22 protein-coding genes are annotated in these 22,620 nt (G+C 36.1%); 8 read left to right on the top strand and 14 right to left on the bottom strand.

Going from position 1 to position 22,620, the window contains the following annotated elements; all coding sequences use genetic code 11:
• The first annotated feature begins 72 nt into the window (after positions 1–72).
• From IW15_RS14895 to IW15_RS14880, 4 genes are all read left to right on the top strand, one after another.
• Entirely contained in the window at positions 73–816 is a 744-nt protein-coding gene (locus tag IW15_RS14895) for a hypothetical protein (RefSeq protein ID WP_034712828.1), read from the top strand.
• Between the two features lie 6 nt (positions 817–822).
• Entirely contained in the window at positions 823–1,632 is an 810-nt protein-coding gene (locus tag IW15_RS14890) for a peptidase associated/transthyretin-like domain-containing protein (protein WP_034712826.1), read from the top strand.
• 37 nt (positions 1,633–1,669) lie between these two features.
• Entirely contained in the window at positions 1,670–2,485 is an 816-nt protein-coding gene (locus IW15_RS14885) for a carboxypeptidase-like regulatory domain-containing protein (RefSeq protein ID WP_051882065.1), read from the top strand.
• An 81-nt stretch (positions 2,486–2,566) separates the two neighbouring features.
• Complete coding sequence (locus IW15_RS14880; RefSeq protein ID WP_034712823.1) at positions 2,567–3,304, top strand: SIMPL domain-containing protein; 738 nt, start codon at positions 2,567–2,569, stop codon at positions 3,302–3,304.
• 75 nt (positions 3,305–3,379) lie between these two features.
• Here IW15_RS14880 and IW15_RS14875 read toward each other — a convergent pair whose 3' ends face one another.
• Genes IW15_RS14875 through IW15_RS14855 form a run of 5 tightly spaced genes read right to left on the bottom strand, consistent with a single transcriptional unit; the run spans position 3,380 to position 8,302 of the window.
• A complete protein-coding gene (locus IW15_RS14875) occupies positions 3,380–3,892 on the bottom strand; it encodes a GNAT family N-acetyltransferase (RefSeq protein WP_034712819.1) in 513 nt (170 codons plus the stop codon).
• Positions 3,893–3,894: 2 nt separating this feature from the next.
• On the bottom strand, positions 3,895–4,116 hold the full coding sequence (locus IW15_RS14870; RefSeq protein ID WP_034712816.1) for a PspC family transcriptional regulator: 222 nt from the start codon (positions 4,114–4,116) through the stop codon (positions 3,895–3,897).
• Complete coding sequence (locus IW15_RS14865; protein WP_034712813.1) at positions 4,109–5,383, bottom strand: DUF2851 family protein; 1,275 nt, start codon at positions 5,381–5,383, stop codon at positions 4,109–4,111. The genes IW15_RS14870 and IW15_RS14865 overlap by 8 nt, the downstream gene beginning before the upstream one ends.
• Before the next feature lie 26 nt (positions 5,384–5,409).
• Entirely contained in the window at positions 5,410–6,558 is a 1,149-nt protein-coding gene (gene bshA / locus IW15_RS14860) for an N-acetyl-alpha-D-glucosaminyl L-malate synthase BshA (RefSeq protein WP_034712811.1), read from the bottom strand.
• 4 nt (positions 6,559–6,562) lie between these two features.
• Positions 6,563–8,302: a glycoside hydrolase family 3 protein gene (locus IW15_RS14855; protein ID WP_034712808.1), complete on the bottom strand. Its 1,740-nt coding sequence runs from the start codon at positions 8,300–8,302 to the stop codon at positions 6,563–6,565.
• Between the two features lie 115 nt (positions 8,303–8,417).
• Here IW15_RS14855 and IW15_RS14850 point away from each other — a divergent pair, with 115 nt between their 5' ends.
• On the top strand, positions 8,418–8,957 hold the full coding sequence (locus tag IW15_RS14850; RefSeq protein WP_034712807.1) for a hypothetical protein: 540 nt from the start codon (positions 8,418–8,420) through the stop codon (positions 8,955–8,957).
• Positions 8,958–9,117: 160 nt separating this feature from the next.
• On the opposite strand, the gene ribA is transcribed toward IW15_RS14850, so the two are convergent.
• The 8 genes from ribA to IW15_RS14810 all read right to left on the bottom strand — a co-directional run bounded on the left by ribA (position 9,118) and on the right by IW15_RS14810 (position 16,179).
• Positions 9,118–9,714, bottom strand: a complete 597-nt coding sequence (gene ribA / locus IW15_RS14845) for a GTP cyclohydrolase II (protein WP_034712805.1) — start codon at positions 9,712–9,714, stop codon at positions 9,118–9,120.
• 17 nt (positions 9,715–9,731) lie between these two features.
• A complete protein-coding gene (locus IW15_RS14840) occupies positions 9,732–10,190 on the bottom strand; it encodes a hypothetical protein (RefSeq protein WP_034712803.1) in 459 nt (152 codons plus the stop codon).
• Positions 10,187–10,801, bottom strand: coding sequence for a DUF4254 domain-containing protein (locus IW15_RS14835; RefSeq protein WP_034712801.1), 615 nt, complete (start codon positions 10,799–10,801; stop codon positions 10,187–10,189). The genes IW15_RS14840 and IW15_RS14835 overlap by 4 nt, the downstream gene beginning before the upstream one ends.
• Before the next feature lie 14 nt (positions 10,802–10,815).
• On the bottom strand, positions 10,816–11,031 hold the full coding sequence (locus IW15_RS14830) for a twin-arginine translocase TatA/TatE family subunit (protein ID WP_034712799.1): 216 nt from the start codon (positions 11,029–11,031) through the stop codon (positions 10,816–10,818).
• A gap of 29 nt (positions 11,032–11,060) precedes the next feature.
• Complete coding sequence (locus IW15_RS14825) at positions 11,061–12,623, bottom strand: murein hydrolase activator EnvC family protein (RefSeq protein WP_034712795.1); 1,563 nt, start codon at positions 12,621–12,623, stop codon at positions 11,061–11,063.
• The gene (locus IW15_RS14820; RefSeq protein WP_034712792.1) at positions 12,620–13,468 is read right to left on the bottom strand and encodes a DUF4292 domain-containing protein; all 849 of its coding nucleotides are present in this window, start codon (positions 13,466–13,468) and stop codon (positions 12,620–12,622) included. The genes IW15_RS14825 and IW15_RS14820 overlap by 4 nt, the downstream gene beginning before the upstream one ends.
• Positions 13,469–13,579: 111 nt before the next feature.
• Positions 13,580–14,596: a sugar phosphate nucleotidyltransferase gene (locus IW15_RS14815; protein WP_034712789.1), complete on the bottom strand. Its 1,017-nt coding sequence runs from the start codon at positions 14,594–14,596 to the stop codon at positions 13,580–13,582.
• A 155-nt stretch (positions 14,597–14,751) separates the two neighbouring features.
• On the bottom strand, positions 14,752–16,179 hold the full coding sequence (locus tag IW15_RS14810; protein ID WP_034712786.1) for an oligosaccharide flippase family protein: 1,428 nt from the start codon (positions 16,177–16,179) through the stop codon (positions 14,752–14,754).
• A gap of 151 nt (positions 16,180–16,330) precedes the next feature.
• On the opposite strand from IW15_RS14810, the gene IW15_RS14805 reads away from it, so the two are divergent.
• Positions 16,331–17,668: a dihydroorotase gene (locus IW15_RS14805; protein WP_034712782.1), complete on the top strand. Its 1,338-nt coding sequence runs from the start codon at positions 16,331–16,333 to the stop codon at positions 17,666–17,668.
• Positions 17,669–18,029: 361 nt separating this feature from the next.
• Positions 18,030–19,085: a tetratricopeptide repeat protein gene (locus tag IW15_RS14800; protein ID WP_034712780.1), complete on the top strand. Its 1,056-nt coding sequence runs from the start codon at positions 18,030–18,032 to the stop codon at positions 19,083–19,085.
• 189 nt (positions 19,086–19,274) lie between these two features.
• On the opposite strand, the gene IW15_RS14795 is transcribed toward IW15_RS14800, so the two are convergent.
• On the bottom strand, positions 19,275–21,572 hold the full coding sequence (locus IW15_RS14795) for a GH92 family glycosyl hydrolase (RefSeq protein WP_084681442.1): 2,298 nt from the start codon (positions 21,570–21,572) through the stop codon (positions 19,275–19,277).
• A gap of 125 nt (positions 21,573–21,697) precedes the next feature.
• Here IW15_RS14795 and IW15_RS14790 point away from each other — a divergent pair, with 125 nt between their 5' ends.
• Positions 21,698–22,579, top strand: coding sequence for an SDR family oxidoreductase (locus IW15_RS14790; RefSeq protein WP_034712777.1), 882 nt, complete (start codon positions 21,698–21,700; stop codon positions 22,577–22,579).
• The last annotated feature ends 41 nt before the right edge of the window (positions 22,580–22,620 follow it).

The raw sequence follows: 22,620 nt of genomic DNA, 5'->3' as shown, positions 1-22,620 counted from the left end.
ACAAGTTAACTGAGGTTAAACTTATGATTACATTTAAAAATAATTTTAGCTTTGCTTTATTAAAAACAGCCCGTGAAAATTAAATTATTCTTTCTTTTATCTACCATCTTTTTTATCAATCTGAATGCCCAGAGCTATATTTTTGGGAAAGTCACCACTGAAGATGGCAGCGAGATGGCGGATGTTGCCGTCATTAATATAAGAACGGACGAAATGGTGGCATCTAACCAGGATGGGCACTTTATGCTTTCAGGAAGAGTAGGGGATGAGCTGCGCTTTATAAAAGCCGGCTATGAACGGATGATGAAAAAAATATCCAAAGAAAACATAGAGTCTCCTTTAAACGTCAGTCTGGCAAGAACAACCATATTGATTCCTGAGGTTGAAGTGAAAAAAGGGCTTACCGGAAACTTGAGGATAGATTCCAAGAACCTCAATAAGCCAAAAGTGGAGAAACTGACGAAAGAGATAGACCGCTACATTGCTCAGAAATCAGATCCTAGGATATTGGCCGCAAGACCCGGTGAATTTGTACAGCCTAAAGGACAGGGCTTTTCAATTGGAAAAGTGAAAGACAGATGGGATGATACAGATCTTGTAACCTACCTTCGAACTGCTTTGGGGGATGAATATTTTATCCATCTGAAAATAGAAAAACCTCTGATAGACCATTTTATTTATTATGTGCTGGCGGGAGGTTTTGAAAGGAAAAAGATCTTAAAATATGGATTTTGCAGTGATGCAGACTTATATAGATTTCAGCGTTTTGTACTGACCAGAATTTCTTCTTACCGTGCTCCGCAAACCCAAAGATAGACCGTAATGAGAAGATATATCAGACAAAGTCTGTATGCAGTTCCTTGTTTTATTTTTGCAGATGTATGCTCACAGCAAAAGATTACAGGAAGCATTATAGATAACAATGGAAGTTCAACCCTTAATTCTGTTTTAGTAGTGAATATTTCCAATCATACAAGCACATTCAGTAATGCTTCCGGAAATTTTGTAATTGATGCTGATGAAAATGACGAGCTCAGGTTTGTAAAGGAAGGCTATTATCGTGTTGACAGGAAGATAACTAAACAAGACATCAGAAATCCATTACTGATCGTTTTGCCTCATGCTGAAATCCTGATTCCCGAAGTAAAGATTAAGTACCAGCCTACAGGAAATCTGGAAAGGGATAGCAAACATCTCGACGAGTCAAGAAAAATAGCTTCTTTAAAATCCGGATTGGATGATTATATGAGAAGTCCTCTCAATGAGCCGTTGCCAAAAAACACGATTCCGAAACAATTTGGAGGTCATGACTTTGCTGCAGGGCAGGGAGATGTATTAGGAGCTCTCGGTCTTGTAGTAAATTTGATTAAAAAATCAGGCAAGCCTAAGATCACGAAAGCTGATTATAATGAGACTCAAAATTTTATTAAAAGAGTAAAGGAAGAAATGAATCTTGATTTTCTCAGGAAATATGGAATGGGTGATGAACAGATAGACCGTTTTTTACTCTATGCCAATGACACCAAAAAACTTGCAAAATTATATAGAAAAGATTTTAATGTGGCAGCCATAGAATTTGAACTGAAAGCAGCATTTCAGGAGTATAAAAAGACGAATAAACTTGAAGGCTAAACAATTACATTACAGATAAAAAACACAAAAAGATACATTGAATTTCAAAAGCAAATACAGATATGCACTTACCGGAAAAATAGTTTTTGTTTTCCTGGTCTTTCTGTTTACGCATTTGTTTTCACAGCAAACCGTCACAGGGAGAATTGTGGATAATGACGGAATCAATTTGAGTGGTGTTATCATTATCAATATGGCTACCGATCATAAAACCTATTCGAATGCTGAAGGAGCATTTTCTATTGAAGCTTCACAAAATGACGAGTTGAGGTTTGTCAAAGAAGATTTCGGAAGAGTTTCTACGAGAGTTCTGACGGATGGTAATAATCCTCCGTTATTAGTCAGCCTTATCCCGATTCCAAAAGAGATAGAAGAAGTACAGATCGTCAAAAAACTTACAGGTGATCTGTCAAAAGATTCCAGAATAGTGGCGAAGGTAGATAAGGGAGAAATCGTTCAGCAGGCAGTCGGACTTCCGCAGCCGATTGGAAAAATGAGGGAAAAACCGGCAGAAGTAAAAAGCGTTTTGCTGCCAATGCTTTTGGGAAGTCTTAATGTTCAGGGAGTATATGATCTCATTAGCGGAAAAGCCCGAAAGCAAAAAAGACAATATAAATACGATGATCTTCAGGAACACATTTCTTGGATTAAAAATAGAGTCGACGAAGACTATTTTACACAGGCAGGCATTCCTGCGGAAAGAATTTCAGAGTTTATAGAATTTTCTTTTCTTGTTAAACCTCAGGTAAGAACCTATGTGAAAGCTAAAAATTTGTCTGGAGTCCTGCTGAGACTGGAAGAAACGATTCCCTTATATGTCGATCGGTTAAAACATTCCGGCAAGTCAGAATAATGTTAAAGAAATCTTAAAATTTCGGAACGGAAATTGATATACTTTCTGTGAAAAATTAAATCACCCCAACTCACAAATTTTATGAATAAAAGCAGTATTATCACCGTTGCCATTGGAGCACTAGGATTTGTACTCGGTCTCGGTCTTCTTGGAAATGCCATAAAAAACAGGAATAAATCTGAAAACACCATTTCTGTAACCGGTTTAGGAACTAAACATTTCACTGCCGACCTTATCACCTGGTCCGGAAGTTTTTCGAAGAATAATATGGATCTGAAATCAGCCTATGATGAATTGGCAATGGACAGAAAAGTGATCAATGATTATCTTGTTTCAAAAGGGATTAAGCAGAATGAAATTGTATTTTCGTCCGTAGATATTCAAAAGCAATTCAGAAATTACAATGATGCCAACGGAAATAATATCCAGGGAGAATTTTCCGGATATAATTTAACCCAAAAAGTTTCCATTGAAAGTAAAGAAGTGGCTAAAATTGAAAACGTTTCCAGAAATATTACAGAGATTATTAACCGTGGGATTGAATTCACTTCTTCATCGCCATCTTACTTTTACACAAAATTATCGACTGTGAAGCAGGAAATGATTGCCAGCGCGACAAAAGACGCCAAAGAACGTGCGGAGAAAATTGCGGAGAACTCCGGAAGCAGTTTAGGTCACCTTAAAAAGGCAACGATGGGTGTAGTTCAGATTACAGCTCCTAATTCAAACGAAGATTATTCGTACGGAGGAACGTTCAATACGTCTTCCAAAGAGAAAGAAGCCAGTATTACCATCAAACTGGAATATGAAGTTAACTGATGCTTAGAACATCGAGCAGGTTTTCATAAAAATAAATAAAAAAAGAAAAAGTCAGAGTAATCTGACTTTTTTATGTTAATGATAAACGATATCGTAAATTTCGTCTTTGATGATGTTGAGGTTTTCAGGAGAATAATTAGCCAGCAGCCAAAGGTCTAAAGGTTTCTTCCCTTCGCCGTAGCTGGGCTGTACATGGGCTTCATCAATCAATCTGAATCCATTTCTCTGATAAAAAGCATACCGTCTTTTGGCATCTTCATCCAGATGTTCAGGCTCTATTTCTAAAATAATCCGCGGATAATTGTCAAATAAATAGCCTGTGATATGCGAGCCTAATTTCTGACTTCTGAATTCCGCAAACACTTCAAAATGTTCTACAAAAACATAATTGCTGAGTTCCCAGATAATGAGATATCCAATTGTTTTAGATTCGTGAAGGACCGAAATGATCTTCACATAAGGATTTGAAAATAAATCTACGAATTGGTTCCAGTCTCTCCTTTCATCTTCAGGAAAGGTGCTGGAGTAAGAGTTGTATATTTCCTGAACTCTATAATCCTCTGATGAGGTGATCTGTAAAAATTCCATAATTATAAGTCAAAAACGCTGGGCCTCCTTGTTATGAAAATGTCTTTAATCCAAAGAGTAAAGGCAAGTCCCAGATAAATTAAAAAGAAAAAGCCTGCCGTGGCAAAAGTTGAATAGATAAAGAATACCCGTAATTTAGACACGGGAATCCCCAGTTTAGCGCCCATTCTCGTAAGAACACCAAACCATTCTCTTTCCATTTTATGGCGGATATTATCAAACATTTGAAGATTCTTTTAAAATTTTAAATCCAATACTGCAATGTAAGCAATTTTTTTCTTCACAGAAACTTTTGTAATGATAAATAAGACTCTGGCTTTCTAAGGCAGTGGGAATAGAAGTCCCCATGTTTTTCCAGTTTTTGGTCACTGAATTTTTTTCTGCAGCAATCGTTCGGTAAAAACTGATGATCTCTTCCGAAATTTCTTCATGATGATATTTGTGATAGGTATATTTTAAGGGAAGAATCGTGTTGAGAATAACAAGATCTATAAAATCTTTACTTACCACCTTGGGATATTTACTACTGGATATCTTTCCGAAATTAAAATGATTATCCCAATATTCGGAAGCGTTACTATCTTTAAAAATAGCAAATAATTCCTCCGAGTTTTTTGCAACGATCACTTTAGAAAATATATTTTGCTGCTGATGGTAAAGGTTTGCGAGTTGAGAAAGCCGGATCGTAGGAAAATTAGGTGGACGTAATCTCAAAAATTTAGGATGAAAATGTAAATCCAGAATATTGAACTTTGCTTTGATAAAAGTAAATTCTCTTTTCCATATCTTCATCTGCTCATCTTCGTCAGTTTCAAGCCATCCTGAAATTCCAAATAACAAAGCTTCCAGCTGATATGGGTTTTGCCGGATTTTATTAACAATACTGAAGTCTACACTTTCAGCGATCTGCCGGAAAATATAGGCATTCACTTTTAGTCCGAAAGAATATGCTAAACTGTGGAATAGAACCGCTTCAAAGTTATTTTTATACTGTTTCAGACTATGCTCAAATTCCAGGGATTTTTCTTCCAGTTTTCTTAGGATATTTCCTTCATGAAAATTAACAGGAATTTTTTGAGAATCAAAAATACGCTCACAGGGAATGAATTGATTTTCACCTGAAAGTTTTTCGTATTTCCAGAGAATATTTTCATCGATGTAGTCTTTAAGCTCTAGCGTTGGGATATTATTGATGGTAAAATCATCAATAGAAGTATCGTTATAGAAAACGACGTGAAGGATAATATTTTTGTAATTGGGATCTGTAGAATGGTTATGGAAAATCCAGTCGGATGCTTTTACATGAAGCTCAATATTTCCGGCCAATATTACATTATTGAATTTGATTTTTCCAGTTAAAAAATCCGGGCCGGCATCCGAGTTCCATTTTCCAAACTCTAGTATTTCAACGGAATTTCCTTCAATATCTTTGAAGTCAAAATGTTTGAAAACCTTAAAGTTCCAAAGATATTGAAGTAGTTTTTCCGTCATAAGTGACGATAAATATAATAGAAATATTATACTTTCGACACCTCCTTTTTAAAGTTTTCGATGGTCGTTCTATACATTTCTTCATAAATAGGAAGAATGTTTTTCAAATCGAATTTTATAGCCTGTTCTTTCGCATTTATTTTCATTTTGGCTAAAAGTTCATCGTTGCTCAGCAGCTTAATGGTATAATTACTCATTGCTTCTACATTTCCGATTTCTGCCAAAAATCCGGTCTCTCCCTGAATGTTCACTTCCGGAATTCCGCCCGCATTGGAGCTGATAACCGGAGTATAAGCGGCCATAGCTTCAAGTGCCGCAAGACCGAAGCTTTCCTGCTCCGAAGGAAGTAAAAATACATCCGAAAGCTGTAAGATTTTATACAGATCATTCACTTTTCCTAAAAGACGGATTTTGGAGATCAGATCTGGATTTTCTTCCAAAAACTGATTGATCTTTTCCATGTCAGGGCCTTCCCCGATAATGATCAGTTTGGATTTTACTTTTTTCTCCACATTTTTAAAGATCTGCAATACTTCTTCCACTCGTTTTACCGGACGTAAATTGGAAACGTGGATCAGTATTTTTTCATCCGGACTGGCAAACTGCGTTCTCTGGCATTCATCACAGTCATCAAACTCCGAATTATCAATAAAATTGGTAATTACCTGAATCTCTTTTTTGATGTGGAAAAACTGCAGGGTATCTTTTTTTAAGCTTTCGGAAACAGAAGTAATTGCATCTGATTTATTAATAGAAAATTCTACCGCATGTTTATAGCTCGGGTGCTGTCCTACCAGCGTAATATCCGTCCCGTGAAGGGTCGTCACCAAAGGAATGTCATTATTGTCTTCCATAAGCATTTGCTTCGCTGTAAAAGCTGCATATGCATAGGGAATGGCATAATGAGCGTGAAGTAAATCCAGTTTATAAAGATTAACGACCCGGTAGATCATTGAACTTAATGCAATATCATAAGGCTGATATTGGAAAAGCGGATACGTCTGGACATTCACTCTATGGAAAAAAATATTCGGATTCGTGATATCCAGTCTTGCAGGAAGTGCCGAGCTTATGAAATGTACTTCATAACCTTTGTTGGCAAGAGACATTCCTAATTCTGTTGCTACGATTCCGCTTCCGCCGTATGTTGGATAGCAAAGTATGCCTATTTTCATTAGATTACTGTTGTTTTGATGTTGTGAAAACTGTTGAGTTCATATTGGTGGTGCTGGCAGCAGCCGGATTGAGATCCATTCCCATTCCTGCTTTCAGCTGGTCATTGACAAGAACAGGAAGCCTGCCCCATATTTTCGTTTTTCCGTTAAGAGCATCTGCTGTTGCAGTCATTGAATCGTCATTATTTTCATAAGAAACGAGAACGGTTGAAACTTTTGAAATATCGATGTCTTTTAAAGCATAGGCGCTTCCGAAAACATTCAGGATAATATTTTGATTTTTTGTTAATTCGGATAGAATCTTCTTTGATTCAGCTGATATTTTATAAGGTTTATAGGCTGTAGAATTATCTTTATGCAATCCTACAATCACCGTTGAGTTGGCCGGAATTGTATTAACTTCATTGGCTTTTTTGATGATCACAGCTGACCCCAGTTGATTGGCAAAAGTTTGATAAGGAGCTTCTTCCAACGGAACGTAATAGACTTGTTTTCCGGTAAGAGGAAGCAGTTTTTTGTCGTCTTTCAGTAAAGTCAGTGCATTGGAATATAGATTTTGAACCAAGACTTTATGAGAGTTATTGTTCAGATCATTATTAACGTTTTCAGAATTGTTGGGAGTATAGTGATCTAATCCTAAAAAATATTTTGTCAACAGGATTTTCTTAACACTTTCTTCCACCCGAGACTGAGGAATTTCTTTATTATCAATCGCTTTCTGAATTAATTTTTTCCCATCAGCAACGCCTTGTGAAAACAGCATAATATCATTTCCTGCTTTGAAGGCCATGGCATCCAGTTCACCGGGCTTAAATTTATTGGCAACAGCTCCCATATTTAATGCATCAGTGATGATAAGGCCTTTATATCCCAGTTTCTCTTTCAACAAACCTGTAATGATGTTTTTCGAAACCGAAGCAGGAATTCCTTTAGCGGGTTCCAAACTCGGTACATAGAGATGAGCTACCATAACTCCACCGATTCCTTTATCCATTAATGCTTTGAAAGGTGCTAATTCTATGCTGTTAAGCCTGTCCAAACTATGGGAAACTACCGGAAGGTCAAGGTGTGAATCTGTGCTGGTATCACCGTGCCCCGGAAAATGTTTTATGGCTGCAAGGATATTGTTATTCTGAAGGCCATTTGAATAGGATAGGGCAGAATTAATTACATTATCCACTTCCGAACCGAAACTTCTGTTTCCGATAATCGGATTGTTGGGATTGGTATTAACATCAACTACTGGCGCAAAATCCCAATTGATACCCATTCTGTGGCAGTCTTCCGCTATTTTGGCAGACATCTGCTCAATCAGATTTTTGTCTTGTATGGCTCCTAAGGTCATAGCCCAGGGAAACTTATGAGCGGCAGCAATTCTTTGGTAAAGGCCCCATTCTGCATCCATTCCGATGATTAAAGGAACTTTGGATTTTTGCTGGAATTCGTTAACAAGATTAATTTCTCTTGCAGCATCATCCTGCATAAGGATTAATCCCCCGATTTTATCATTGACAACGATGTTTCTGATCTGGCTGATGTGGTTCTCGTCTTTATTGGTATATAATGCTACAATAAATAACTGACCCAGTTTTTCGTCCTGTGAAAGGGACTTGTATGTTTTGTCAACCCATTGATGAGCCTTTTTTATATCTTCTTTAGAGAGGTTTTTAGGCTGATATTGGGCGGTAATAGCTGAACTTATAAATAAAAAAATAAAGAGGGAAGTATATGATAATTTCTTCATGATTTTTTGAATAAGAACAAAAATACAACTAAAAAAATGATGAAAACAATGTTTTTAAGTTTTTTGGTATATGTTTTGAATATGCTTTATGTATAATAACTAAACTTTTATAAAAATGAAAAAAATTCTTCCATTTTTACTTATGGCTTTTGTAGGTCTTTTTGCTTACAGTTGCGACAATAATGACGATGTAACGCCAGTAAATACTGTGGATTACGATACATATTCAGTAGCATACGATATCGCGCCTAGTTTCACCAAGGTAAGTGATAATCTTTATAGATACACGGATGATTTTAATAATCCTCTTGTAGAGTCTGATGTAGTATTAATCTACATGCAGAATGGAACTGATGGAGGATCACCGGTTTGGAAACTTCTTCCTTACACTTATTATGTAGGAAATGCAAATAATGATGCTGTTGATTATTTATTTGATTTCAGCAAATTTGCGATCACAATTAATATCAATTCTACTCCAACATTAAGTTTAACGGCAAATCCAACTTATTATCAAGGGAAAAAATTCAGAGTGGTAGTAGTTCCTGCAAAAACAGGTACAAGCAAAAATGCAGCTGCTGCTGTAGACTATGCTGATTATAACAGTGTAATTAAATATTACCATATCGACGAGTCTAAAATTAAGACGAAGTAAATAAGAAATATCTTTTCAGTTTTTTATAATTAAAAAAGCTCCGGGAGAAATCCTGGGGCTTTTGCTTTATAATAATTGGAGATAACCTCAATTACAAAGGATTACTTAAATAAAAAGCTCCGAGAGAATATCTTTCGGAGCTTTTGGTATGTATTGTTCTTTAATTATCATTGTCATCCAGAAGATGGCCAAAATAATCTTTCTTTGTTTGTAAATATCCTTTGCTATTCTCATTAGCCGGAATCTGGAGAGGAATTCTTGAATTAAGATGGATGTTACTTTCTACGACGTATTTTACCTTTTCAGGATTGTTCGTCAGCAGATTGACATCTTTCACACCCAGCAGGTTCAAAATTTCAATAGCCACTCCAAAGTTTCTGTCATCTGCAGGAAGACCTAGTTCAAGGTTGGCCTGTACAGTATCAAGTCCTTTTTCCTGTAAAGAGTATGCTTTTAATTTATTGATAATCCCTATATTTCTTCCTTCCTGACGAAGATAGACGATAATGCCTCCGTTTTCATGGATATATTTCATTGCGGCATCAAGTTGCTGTCCGCATTCACATTTTTTTGAATGGAAAACTTCTCCGGTAATACATTCTGAGTGGAAGCGTACATTCACAGGTTTTGAAAAATCTGTATTTTCTGCTACTATGGCCATGTGAGGCATCCAGTCATTGGCATCTTCAGAGAGAGCAATCATTCGGAAATTGCCGTGTTCTGTAGGAACATTGGATTCCGCCTGAATTTTAATCATTAATAGTGCAATTAGTTTTAGTTTCCTTTTAAAGAATCTTCAATAACAGAGATGTTGGTTTTTAGGCGAACCAGATACCTGTTGAGTACCTCATCATCATCTTTATCGAGACGTTGTCTTAGTTTTTGGATTTTTTTATAAGATTTTTCGAAGCTCTTAATAGCCCTGTTTTTTCCTGGTGAATTGTTGGCGTCGATTGCATATAAGTAGTTCTGCAGACTGTATTTCAGACTGGTGATCTCTTCATTTACTTCGACATTTTTAAACTTGGGAAAAGTTGAGATAAGATTTGATATTTCAGAAGCGTTTACATTTTCTTTGATATTAATATCAAAGCCCTTCTTTTTATCTCTACCGGAATCTGAACCCTTCGTTTCGCTGTAAAAATTATTGGACAACGGGGAAAGGTTAAGCTTTTCCGTTGCGCAGGAAGCAGTTATTATTAATAGTACTCCAAAAAAAAATTGTTTTTTCATTTCTGTTGCCCCTTTTGATAAAGGATTGGGTTAAGACTTTCATCGTTATACATTTTCATTTGTCTGTATACCTTCATCTTAACATTACCGTTCTCAATATCAGCAAGCAACTGATCTATAGAAGTTGAAAGATCCTCTTTCTGAGTAAGAAGCACGTCCATTTTTGCCTGGCAATTCGTTCGGTGCTCTTCAGAAGCGGACTCTCTATTGGCTTCTAATGACATATGATAAACCTTTAATGCAAGAATGGATAGTCTGTCTACTGCCCAAGCGGGAGTTTCAGTATTTATCTTTGCATCAGGGTTCGGAGTTATATTTTCAAACTTTATAAGAAACCAACTGTCAATAAATTCCACTAGATCAGTTCTTTTCTGATTAGAGGCATCAATTGTTCTCTTCAATTGAAGAGCTTCGATCGGATCTATATTCTCATCTCTAATTATATCTTCCAAATGCCATTGAACGGTATCAATCCAGTTCTTTGCATACAAAATCCGTTCCAAACTGTCTTTTTCGAAAGGGTTATTAACTAGAGCGTTAACATCATCAAACACGTGATAGTCTTCAATAGATTGATTGAAGACTTTCCATGCGGTCTCGGTGAAATTCATTAATTCTGTAGAATTTAGTTGCTAGGCGGCGTATTATTGTTCGTTGAAGACGGATTCTTTTCAGAGTCCGGTTTATCTTCTTCTTTTACGGCATCTTTAAATTCTTTAATACCAGAACCTACCCCTCTCATTAATTCCGGAATTTTTTTTCCTCCGAAAAGTAATACAAGAAGTATCGCAACGATTAGGATGTGTTGCCACGATAAGGATAATATTGTTAATGTTTCCATTTCTAAAATTTTTACAAAGTTAGCTTTTTTTAATATGCAATCCAACCTAATGGATCAACTGGATTACTTCCTTTCCATACTTGGAAATCAAGGGTATAGGAACCATCGAAATCCTGTGCTATAGTCCCTACAGGAGTCCCTGACGAAACTTGCTGTCCTTTGGAAACACTTACATTTCCTAAGTTGGAATAAATAGTAAAGTATTCTCCATGTTTTACAATTACAGTCTTCGTGCCGTCATTGTTTGCCAATACTGAAGAAACGGTTCCCGGGAATACCGATTTTGCACGGGTACCGGAAGGAACTGAAATTTTGATTCCGTTATTTTCTTCAACAATATTTTTAAGTATAGGGTGAGGCTGTCTTCCAAAACGGTGGGTAATCTGTCCTGCTCTGTCTGCCGGATAGCCTAATCGACCTCTGCTTTCTGCAAAATTATTTCCTGCCGGAGTGGTTACTCCATAGCTGGTCATAGCTTTGGATTCTGCCGCCTTTTTGTCTTCGTCTTTTCTTTTTTCCAGTGCTGCTTCTGCGGCTCTTGCTGCAATTAGCTTATTGGTTGCTTCTTTAGCTTTGGCGTTGGCTTCTTCAGAGGCTTTCGTTGCTGCAATTTTTCTGGCAGCATCTTTTGCATTGGCTTCTGCTCTGGCTGCTTCTTCGGTACGTTTTCTTTCTTCCTCAGCTCTCTTAGCTGCCAGTTCTGTTGCTCTTTTAGATTCCGCTTCGGCTATTTTTCTTTCTCTTTCCAGGGCTTCCGCTCTGGCTTTGGCTTCGGCTTCAATTCTGGCCTTTTCTCTTTCTGCAGCAATTTTTGCGAGACGGATTTTTTCCGCTTCCGCTTTTCTTCTGGCTTCTTCTTCTGCTTTGGCTATTCTTATTTCTTCCGCAATAATGGCTCTGATCTGGCCTTCAAGAACTTTAGACTGAGTTTGTTTCTGCTTAAGCTCTACTGTCAGTTTTGATTCATTTTTCTTGAATTCCGTAACCAGCTGTTCCTTCTGTGCTTTTTCAGCATTGATGGTGGTTAAGTCTTTTTGCTGATTAATTAAAAGATTTTCTTTGTCTTTTATTGAATTCTGCCTTTGTGTAATGGTCTTTTTGATCTGATTTGCAGCATCTGTGATTTCGGCCGCTTTTTTATCCTGGAAATCGGAATATTGTTTCAGGTATTGAACCCTTCTTATTCCTTCTCCAAGGTTTTTGGCAGAAAGAATAAAGGTTACTTTGTTTTGTACCCCTTTGTTTTTATAGGCTTTTACTAAAACTTCGGCATAATTTTTCCTCAGAACATCGAGTTCCTTATTTTGCCTGTTGATCTCTAATTGACGAAGATAAATATCGTCTTCAATAAATCTTTTTTCTTTTTGAGTATTGTTGTAAACCTTTTCTCTTAAGACCAGTTTTTTATTGACATTCATAAGATAGGCTACGGAAAGCTTGGATTCGCTTCTTGTTTTAGCTAAATCTGAATTTATTTGTGCAATTTGTTTTTTAAGATCGGCATTCTGCTTCTGCAATTGTTCTTTATTTTGCTGCCCCTGGTGCAGACCAAAGAACAAAATACCTATTAAAAAGCTAAATTTTTTAATCATTTAATCTCTATTTTCTTATAACTGGAAGGTACAGAATATGCTGTTTCCATCCTCGAAAAGTCAAATTTCGTATTTTCCATTAAAATTTGACTAGATTTTGAGCCTTTTATAATTATTTTAACATTTTTTGGAAGACGTATTCCATTATATTCATCCCAATTGCTGTATGATATTTCTAATTCATCAGGAGATAATACATCTTTTAAATTGACACTTAACAGGTCGTAATTGGTATCATATTGTAAAACAATTTTATACTCTCTCGTTTTTTCATTGGTGACAATTTTCTGATTAACTTTTGAAGCCATTTTAAATCCCTGTGCATTCTGGGTAAGATTGAACTGAGAGTCGCTGATTTTTACAAAAGTTCGTCCCAGTAATATTTTTTCAAGTGATTTATAATCAATGAAATTAACATTCAGCAGGTGATTAAGATAATCAAAGTCTGAATCAATATAGGTTTTACTGGTTTTATCCTGACCTTTAATTCCTTCCGGAGTAGCAATACCTTTGGCAACCGTAAAGAAGAATGCCTGAAGGTTCATCCATACTTTTTTATCATTTTCAATATAAATGGTTGCATCAAGGGTAGGAATGAAATTTCCTGTCTCCACATTTATTTTGCTGTTGATTTTTATCTGCTCAAATTTAGGCGGAATAATCACATGTTCAAAAAAAGCGAATTTATCACTTACAGGTTCATTGACGTCTTTTGGATCCCTGTTATCCCCAACAACAGTACTAGTACTGTCCTGTGGAGTTCCTGTTTTGTTTCTGGCCGCATTACGGGTTTTACAAGACGTTACAACGAGAAGTAATAGTAGTACGGATATCCAATTTTTCATGTATTAATCTTTTCAATTACAAATGCTTTGCAATATTAACGCCAAACCACACAAAATATATTGTGTGGTTTGGACATATCTTTATTTATGTTAAATGATTTCTAACTTTATTTATTTGGATAAGAAATCCAATACGGAAAAATCTCCTAGAGAAATTTCTCTTGCGACCCCAAAATACTGGGCAGAATTACCGATCATTGAGTTGGAAAGATTTCCATGGTTGATCTTTGTATTTTCCTGAATCAATGAGTTTTCAATATTGGAATTAACGATAACGGTGTTATTTCCCAATGAAACTCCAGGACCTACTTTTGAATTGGAAATCCTTACGTTTTCTCCAATGAAGCAAGGCTGGATGATTAAAGAATTTTCAATCACTGCAGAAGCCGGGAAATTCTTCATATTTTCTCTTTCGTATTCAAGGATTTTGCTGTTGGTTTCTACCGTTGCGTTTTTATTACCGCAGTCCATCCAGTCATTTACTTTTCCTAAAGTGAATTTGGCTCCTTTCGCTCTCAGATTTTCCAGTGCAGTTGTTAATTGATATTCGCCGCCATTTTTAATATCATTATCCATGATATAATTAATTTCGCTCATCAATTTCTCAGCACTGTTGAAATAATATATTCCGATGATTGCAAGGTCTGAAACATATGTTTGTGGCTTTTCTACAAAATCTGTGATAAAGCCATAATTGTCTAATTTTACGACTCCAAAAGCAGAAGGATCTTCCACACTTTTTACCCAGATTACTCCGTCTGAATTTTTATCCAGCTGGAAATCTGCACGGAAAAGAGTATCTGCAAAAGCAATGACCACATCTCCCTGCATAGAAGCTTCAGCACATTTTATGGCGTGAGCGGTACCCAGCGGATCTGTTTGATAATATATACTTCCTTTTGCTCCTAATTTTTCGGCAATATGAAGCAGGGATTTTTCAATCTCCGGTCCAAAGTCTCCAATGATAAAGGCTACTTCTTCAATTTTTTCTCCTGCTACTTTAGCGATATCTTCCACCAACCTCTGTACGATAGGTTTTCCTGCAATAGGAATAAGAGGTTTTGGAACGGTGAGTGTATGTGGACGTAATCTGGAACCACGTCCAGCCATAGGAACAATAATTTTCATAAATGATATGAGGATATTTTATTTGTTAGTTTTAATTTTCTTAGGTTAAAGATAGTAATTAAAACCATGCTTGCCGGTAATATTTATCATCTTTAGTCTGTGTTTATCTAATTTTTAAAAATAGAATTCATTACTATCAAAAGAGGGACCAATTTTTAGTTTTTTTTGATTCGCGAGAGGACCATATTTTTTTCGGAGTAAAATAAAATTCCAATGAAAATTAAGAATAATATATTGCTCAGTAAGATATTATAGTTAAGGTATTTCACAATGATAAAACTGAAAACGCCAAGTAATATGAGGAAGAAAGACATTTTTTTCATTCTGTAAGGTATGGGATAATATTTTTGACCTAATAGATAAGACACAACCATCATGATAACATATGCTCCGAAAGTTGCCCATGCAGAACCAATCATACTGTGATAAAATTTTAGCGCTAAAAGATTCAATGCAATATTGATCCCAGCTCCAAGCCAAGAAATGATCGTTCCAATACTCGTTCTATCTGTAACTTTATACCAAGTCGAAAAGTTATAGTAAATTCCAAAGCAAAGATTGGCTAGGACAATAATTGGGATAATATCTATTGCGATCCAATAAGATTTGTTAGGAATAAAAACGCTTTTTAGCCAAGAAATATTGGCAATAATTCCTAATGCAACGGCACATGCAAAAAACGCAAAATATTCAGCGACTTTTGCATATGTTTTTTTAGAATCGCCTTTGTCCATTTGTTTAAAGAAGAAAGGCTCAATACCCATTCTATAAGCAGTAACAAATAATGTCATCAAAACGGCTAATTTGTAACAACCACCATAAGCGCCGGCCTCTTCATCTGATATCAGACCTTTTTGAATAGATTTATCGAAATTCTCATTAACCATAAATGCTAAACCAGCTAACATCAATGGGAATGAATATTTGATCATTCGTCTAAACAATGAAGTTATGAATTGAAATCTTACCTTTATTATAATCGGAAGCAATAATAAAACCCCTAGTGCACTTCCCGCAAGATTACTGAAGAATGGATAATCTACATTTTGGTCTAGTCCAAAGCTTCTTGAAATGCTTTGTGGAATCCAGAAAAATAATGAAGCAGTAAAGACTGCCTGAAAAATAGCTTGAACGATCCTTACTACTGAATATTTGATTGGTTTATTGTGAAAACGTAGCCAAGCAAAAGGTATCACCAATAAATTATCAAAAAATGCAATTAAAGCAAACCATTTAATGTATTCAGGATTATTATGATATCCGGCATAATCTGCTAACTGCTGATTGAATAAGTAGCACAACGCGAGGAAAATAGTAGAGGTTGAAAATAAAAACCAAAAAGAAGTATTGAAAGTCTTTTTCTCATTTCCTTCTTCCGCAGAAAATCTAAAATAAGCTGTTTCAAAACCAAAAGAAAGTATGATGTTTACAAACGAAATCCATGCGTAAAGCTGTGTGAAAGTAGCAAAACCTTCATTGGGAATTTTATAGATCAAAAGTGGATTAAGAATAAATAAAATAATTCTTGGCGCAATTGCACCAACTCCGTATATGATTGTCTGCCCTAATAGTTTCTTATACAATGTCGAAATTTTTTCTGCAAATGTAAATATTTAGAAATTGATTTATTATCGGAGGGATTAAAATTCATTCATAAATCTTAATTTTGTAATGAATGAAAATGCAGACCGTATTTTACTGTCTGAAATCTAATATCTAAAGCCTACCAATAAAATGAAGACCCTTATCAAAAATGTAAAAATCGTCAACGAAGGCCAGATCTTTGAAAGCGATATTTTAATTGAAAACGATATCATTTCTAAAATAGAAGCTTCTATTTCTGAGGAAGCTGACCAGATTATTGATGCTGCCGGAAAATACCTTCTGCCAGGAATTATTGATGATCAAGTGCATTTCCGGGATCCGGGATTGACGCATAAAGGAAATATTGAAACGGAATCAAGAGCTGCCATCGCAGGGGGCGTAACCAGTTTTATCGATCAGCCCAATACAGTTCCCAATGCAGTAACGCAGGAATTGCTGGCTGACAAATATGAGATTGCTGCTCAAAAAGCCTATGCTAATTATGGGTTTATGATGGGCGGAACCAATGATAATCTGGAAGAAGTTCTAAAAACGAATCCCAGAAATGTTCCCGGAATTAAACTGTTTCTGGGATCTTCAACAGGAAATATGCTGGTAGACAATCCTGAAACGCTGGAAAATATTTTCAGCAATACAAACATGCTGATCGCAGTTCATTGTGAAGATGAAGCGACCATCAGAGCGAATACACAGCAGTATATCGATAAATATGGAGAAGATATTCCGATGAAGTTTCATCATTTGATAAGAAGTGAAGAAGCCTGCTATAAATCATCTTCAAAAGCAATTGAACTTGCAGAGAAAACCGGAGCCAGACTTCATGTGTTCCATCTTTCTACTGCTGTAGAAACCGGACTTTTCAGAAATGATATTCCATTAAAGGATAAAAAAATAACAGCGGAGGTGTGCGTTCATCATTTAACCTTCACGAATGAAGATTATGAAACGAAAGGAGGTTTGATTAAATGGAATCCGGCCGTAAAAACCCAAAAGGATAAAGATGGTCTTTGGGAAGCACTTTTAGACGATAGAATTGATGTTATCGCAACAGATCATGCTCCTCATACGTGGGAAGAAAAACAAAATCTATATACTAAATGTCCTTCAGGAGGGCCTTTGGTACAGCATTCATTAGTAGTGATGCTGGAAAATTATAAAAACGGTAAAATCTCCCTGGAAAAAATTGTTGAAAAAATGAGCCATAATCCGGCCATCCTTTTCAGAATTGAAAAAAGAGGTTTTGTGAGAGAAGGATACAAAGCTGATCTTGTTTTGGTTGATTTAAATGAAAACTGGACGGTTGCCAAAGAAAATATCTTATATAAATGTGGGTGGAGCCCATTGGAAGGGATGAATTTCCATTCTAAAGTGACCCATACTTTTGTGAACGGAAATCTGGTATATGACAATGGGAAAATTACAGAAGAGAAATTTGGAGAAAGATTGCTTTTTGAAGAAAGAGATTAATAAAATTAAATCATAGAATATAATCTCTGAATTAATGGAGATTATCAAGATAATTCAATAGGAGCGGGCTTTAGCCCGCTCTTTTTATATTTTATTTTCCATTGGCTTTAGCCAAAACTTATTCTTAGCTCTCGCAAATCTGGGAGATTATGCAGATTTTAGAACACAATCACATGCTAAATCCGCAAAATCTGCGAGAATATTATATTTCAAGAGTATTTATCTTTTTCCTTTCGCGATTTTGAAATTTTATTTTTTCGCTTTACTTCCCATATAAAAAGTAAGCTTTACTCTATTCATAAGCTGTATTTTTTGCAATAAACTTTTATTTAGCTAGTTTTGCGCGGAAAAATAATCATCAATGTATAAATTTTTTTTAACCTTATTTCTCTCAATTTCTTTACAGCTTAGCGCTCAAGTTAATACACAGTTGCTTTCAAATTCATCCTGGACACGTCTGAAAAACAAAATGGTTGATGGAAGTACAGATTTATCGAAAGAATCACCCCGATTTTTGGTATGGAAGATCAACGGAAATAATTTTTGTAAAAATATTGATCCATGGTTTGTAGATAGAAATAAATGTATCAATTTTAAACTTGAAAATAATGTAATAAAGTTATCAGATAAGTTAGCCTATCACATTGAAACACTAACAGCAGATTCATTAGTTGTTGTAGAAAAGATAGATGGCGTGACTTCCCCAGATAAAATAAGAAAGTTCTGGTTTGTAAAGACTTCTGTTATTGTAAAAGATTTTGCTGATAAAGAAAAAAGTGATTCAATTATAATTAATTCCCAAACTGTAACTCCAACATTGACAAAAGATATAATTAGTGAAATGCTGAGTGTGTATTTGAAAAAAAATTATACCCACGATTTTACCTTGGATGGAGAAATCCTTATTTTTCCCAAAAAACAGGTGGTTGAAGTGAAAATGGAGAATAAAAAATGGACTAGAGATAATCAAATAGGTGTTGATTTATTCAAAAATACTCTACAAAATAGCTTTAAAGTATGGAACATAGCAGGATTTGAGAAGTTTGAAAAAATTATTATTCCTTATCATTTCTATAGTAAGGTAGAAGCGGGTTCTGGTAATTTTAGTTTTTCTAATAAGGTTTCCGATAAGGGAAATAAAGAAATTGTAATTAATATAAAAAATAAGTTTGCTTCTTCAGATAATTTCAATAAAGGTTTAGGAGCCATTAACAACCAGAAGTTTGATAGTGCAATTTATTTTTTCAATCAGGCTTATGAGAATGATAATACCAATACTGATGCATTATATAATATAGTTTCAATTTATTTAGCTCAGAATAAAACAGATGCTGCATGTGCTACATTGAAAAAATTAAAAGATCTGGAACAAACCGAAGGGATAAAATTGTACAATGAAAAATGTTCAGAAAAATAATAATCAATAGGAGCGGGCTAAAGTCCGCTCTCTTTATATTTTATTTTCCATTGGCTTTAGCCAAAACTTATTCTTAGCTCTCGCAGATCTGGGAGATTATGCAGATTTAAAACACAATCATCTGTGAAAATCTGCAAGAATATTATATTTCAACAGTACTTATCTTTTTTCTTTCGCGATTTTGAAATTTTATTTTTTCGCTTTGCTTCCCATATAAAATGTGAGTTTCCCACCATTCATAATCTCAGAATGTTTCAGAGTGAAATTACTGATCTCCTTTCCATTCAAAAGAACCTTTTGGACATACACGTTTTTCGGACTCTGATTGATGGCTTCAATTTCAAACGTTTTTCCATTTTCCAGATTCAGAACAGCATGATCAATGGCAGGGCTTCCGATAGAATAATCTTCTGAACCGGGTGCTACAGGATAAAATCCTAATGAACTTAAAATATACCAGGCACTCATTTGTCCCGCATCATCATTTCCACCCAATCCATCAGGAGTTGTTTTGTACTGCATTTCTAAAATATGACGGATCTGGGATTGTGTTTTCCACGGTTGTCCCGCCCAGTTGTAAAAATAAGCAACATGGTGTGCAGGTTCATTTCCGTGAACATAGCCGCCAATGATTCCTTCCCGGGTAATGTCTTCAGTATCGGCAAAAAATTCATCAGGAAGATGCATGGTAAACAATTCATCCAGTTTTAATGCGAATTTTTTCTTTCCACCCATCATTTTAATCAGTTCATCCGGGTTTTGAGGAACAAAGAAACTGTAGTTCCAAGAGTTACCTTCGATAAATCCCTGACCATGGGTACTCAACACATCAAAATCTTTCTTGAAGCTGCCATCAGCTAATCGGGGACGCATAAAACCTATACTTGGATCAAAATTGTTTTTCCAGTTTTCAGAACGTTTGATAAATTGGTTATAAATATCGGTTTCACCCAGATGCTTTGCAAGCTGCGCAACGGCCCAGTCGTCATAAGCATATTCCAGTGTATTGGAAACCGAGGTTCCGCTTTTCTCAGCAGGAATATATCCAAGGTCTATATACTGTCCGATTCCTTCATAATCTCTTTTGTTAGCGGTTTCCACACAGGCTTTAAGAGCCTCTTTCGGATCTCCCGTGTAATTTCCTTTGATAATTGCATCGGCAACAACGCTTACACTGTGATAACCACTCATACACCAGTTGTCATTGGCATAATGCGACCAGATCGGTAACATTTTCATGGAAAACTGGCGGTAATGTGCCATCATTGACTGAACCATATCATTATTCCTTTTTGGCTGAATGATATTAAAGAAGGGATGAAGTGCACGATAAGTATCCCAAAGAGAAAATGTAGTATAGTTGGTAAATCCTTCTGCTTTATGAATATTCTGGTCAAGTCCTTTGTACTCACCGTTCACATCGGTATAAGTGGTAGGATTGATAAAGGTATGGTACATCGCTGTGTAAAAATTGGTCTTTTCAGTTTCGGCACCTTTAATAACGATTTTATTTAATTCTTTATTCCAGTCCTGCTGGGTTTTTGCTTTGACCTGATCGAAAGATAAACCGCCGGTTTCTTTTTGTAAATTATCCAGAGCATTGGCCTGGCTTACCGGCGAAATTGCCAGTTTTACTTCTATTGCTTCATTGTCATTCGTATCAAAATCAAAATATAGTTTCAGGTTTTTGCCAGCGATTTCAGGGAAGTTTTTGGTCTGGTCAAATTTTCTCCAGAATCCATTATAAACCTGCTTGCCGTCATAATTTTTCTGACCGTAAGATTTAAATGGCTTAGAGAATGTCAGTGCAAAATAAACCGTCCTTGTTCTGGCCCAGCCGTTGGTCTGCCGGTATCCTGTAATAGTAGTTCCGTTTTCTACCCGTGCATAGGTCCATACATTTTTACCGTCATAATTATAAATTCCAGCCATCAGATCAAGGATGATGTGCGCCTGATCAGATTTTGGAAAAGTATACCGGTGAACACCTGTTCTGGTGGTTGCCGTCATTTCTGCAAGAATATTGTGGTCATCCAGTTTTACCTTATAATAACCGGCTTCTGCTTTTTCATTCTGATGGGAAAACCGGCTTCTATAGCCGCTATCTGGATTCGAAGCGGTTCCGGGATTCAACTGTAATTTCCCTACGGTAGGCATAAGTAAAAAATCGCCAAGATCAGAATGTCCGGTTCCGCTAAAATGCGTAGAACTGAACCCTACAATGGTTTTATCTTCATATCGGTATCCTGCACAATATTTATACACTTCACCGTTGTATTTCCCGTTAAGTTCATAAGAAATCGTGTCTGTTTCAGGACTCAGCTGAATAGCTCCAAAGGGAGCCGTCGCACCGGGATAGGTATGACCCATTTTTTCAGTTCCTATTAACGGATTGATATATTGATAAAGCTTTTCGAATGTTTGGGCTTTAGAATGTACACTAAAAAATAAGAGGATCAGTACAACGGAAGTTCCCGGATTTTTCATGAATGAGTAATTTTTGAATCGTAAATGTAAATAAAATCAAAGAATAATTATTTATAACATTATTTATACTGGAATTTTAAAGGTCATCCATTCAATATTTAGTATTTTTAGGAAAAATAAAAAATATGAATCTATATACACAGCCGATGCTTCGTGAAGGCGCATTGAACGATAAAGTAGCGATTGTAACAGGAGGCGGAAGCGGACTTGGAAAGGCTATGACCAAATATTTTCTTGAATTAGGTGCAAAAGTAGTGATCACTTCCAGGAATATTGAAAAGCTACAGGCAACTGCCAAGGAACTGGAAGATGAAACAGGTGGGAAAGTTCTTTGTGTAGCTTGTGATGTAAGAAACTGGGATGAAGTGGAAGCCATGAAAGAGGCCACCTTAAAAGAATTCGGAAGAATTGATATCCTGTTGAATAATGCAGCAGGAAATTTCATTTCACCAACCGAAAGACTTACCCATTCGGCTTTTGATTCTATTCTGGATATCGTTCTGAAAGGAACCAAAAACTGTACACTATCTATCGGTAAACACTGGATTGATACTAAATCCCCGGGCACTGTTTTGAATATTGTAACGACATATTCATGGACAGGATCGGCATATGTTGTTCCTTCTGCCTGTGCAAAAGCAGGTGTATTGGCCATGACCAGATCATTAGCGGTAGAATGGGCAAAATATGGAATCCGTTTCAATGCGATTGCTCCGGGGCCTTTCCCTACCAAAGGAGCCTGGGACAGACTGCTTCCGGGAGATCTTCAGGAAAAATTTGATATGAAAAAGAAAGTTCCGTTAAGAAGAGTAGGTGAGCATCAAGAACTTGCCAATTTAGCAGCTTACTTGGTATCCGATTATTCAGCGTATATGAATGGGGAAGTAGTAACTATTGATGGTGGCGAATGGCTGCAGGGAGCCGGGGAATTTAACATGCTGGAAGATGTTCCCCAGGAAATGTGGGATATGCTCGAAGCTATGATTAAAGCAAAGAAATCTAATTAAATGATAATAAAAATTCCCGGATTTGTAACAAATCCGGGAGT

Source organism: Chryseobacterium soli, assembly GCF_000737705.1.
Lineage (GTDB): Bacteria > Bacteroidota > Bacteroidia > Flavobacteriales > Weeksellaceae > Chryseobacterium > Chryseobacterium soli.
This window is presented reverse-complemented; position numbering and strand designations above follow the sequence as displayed.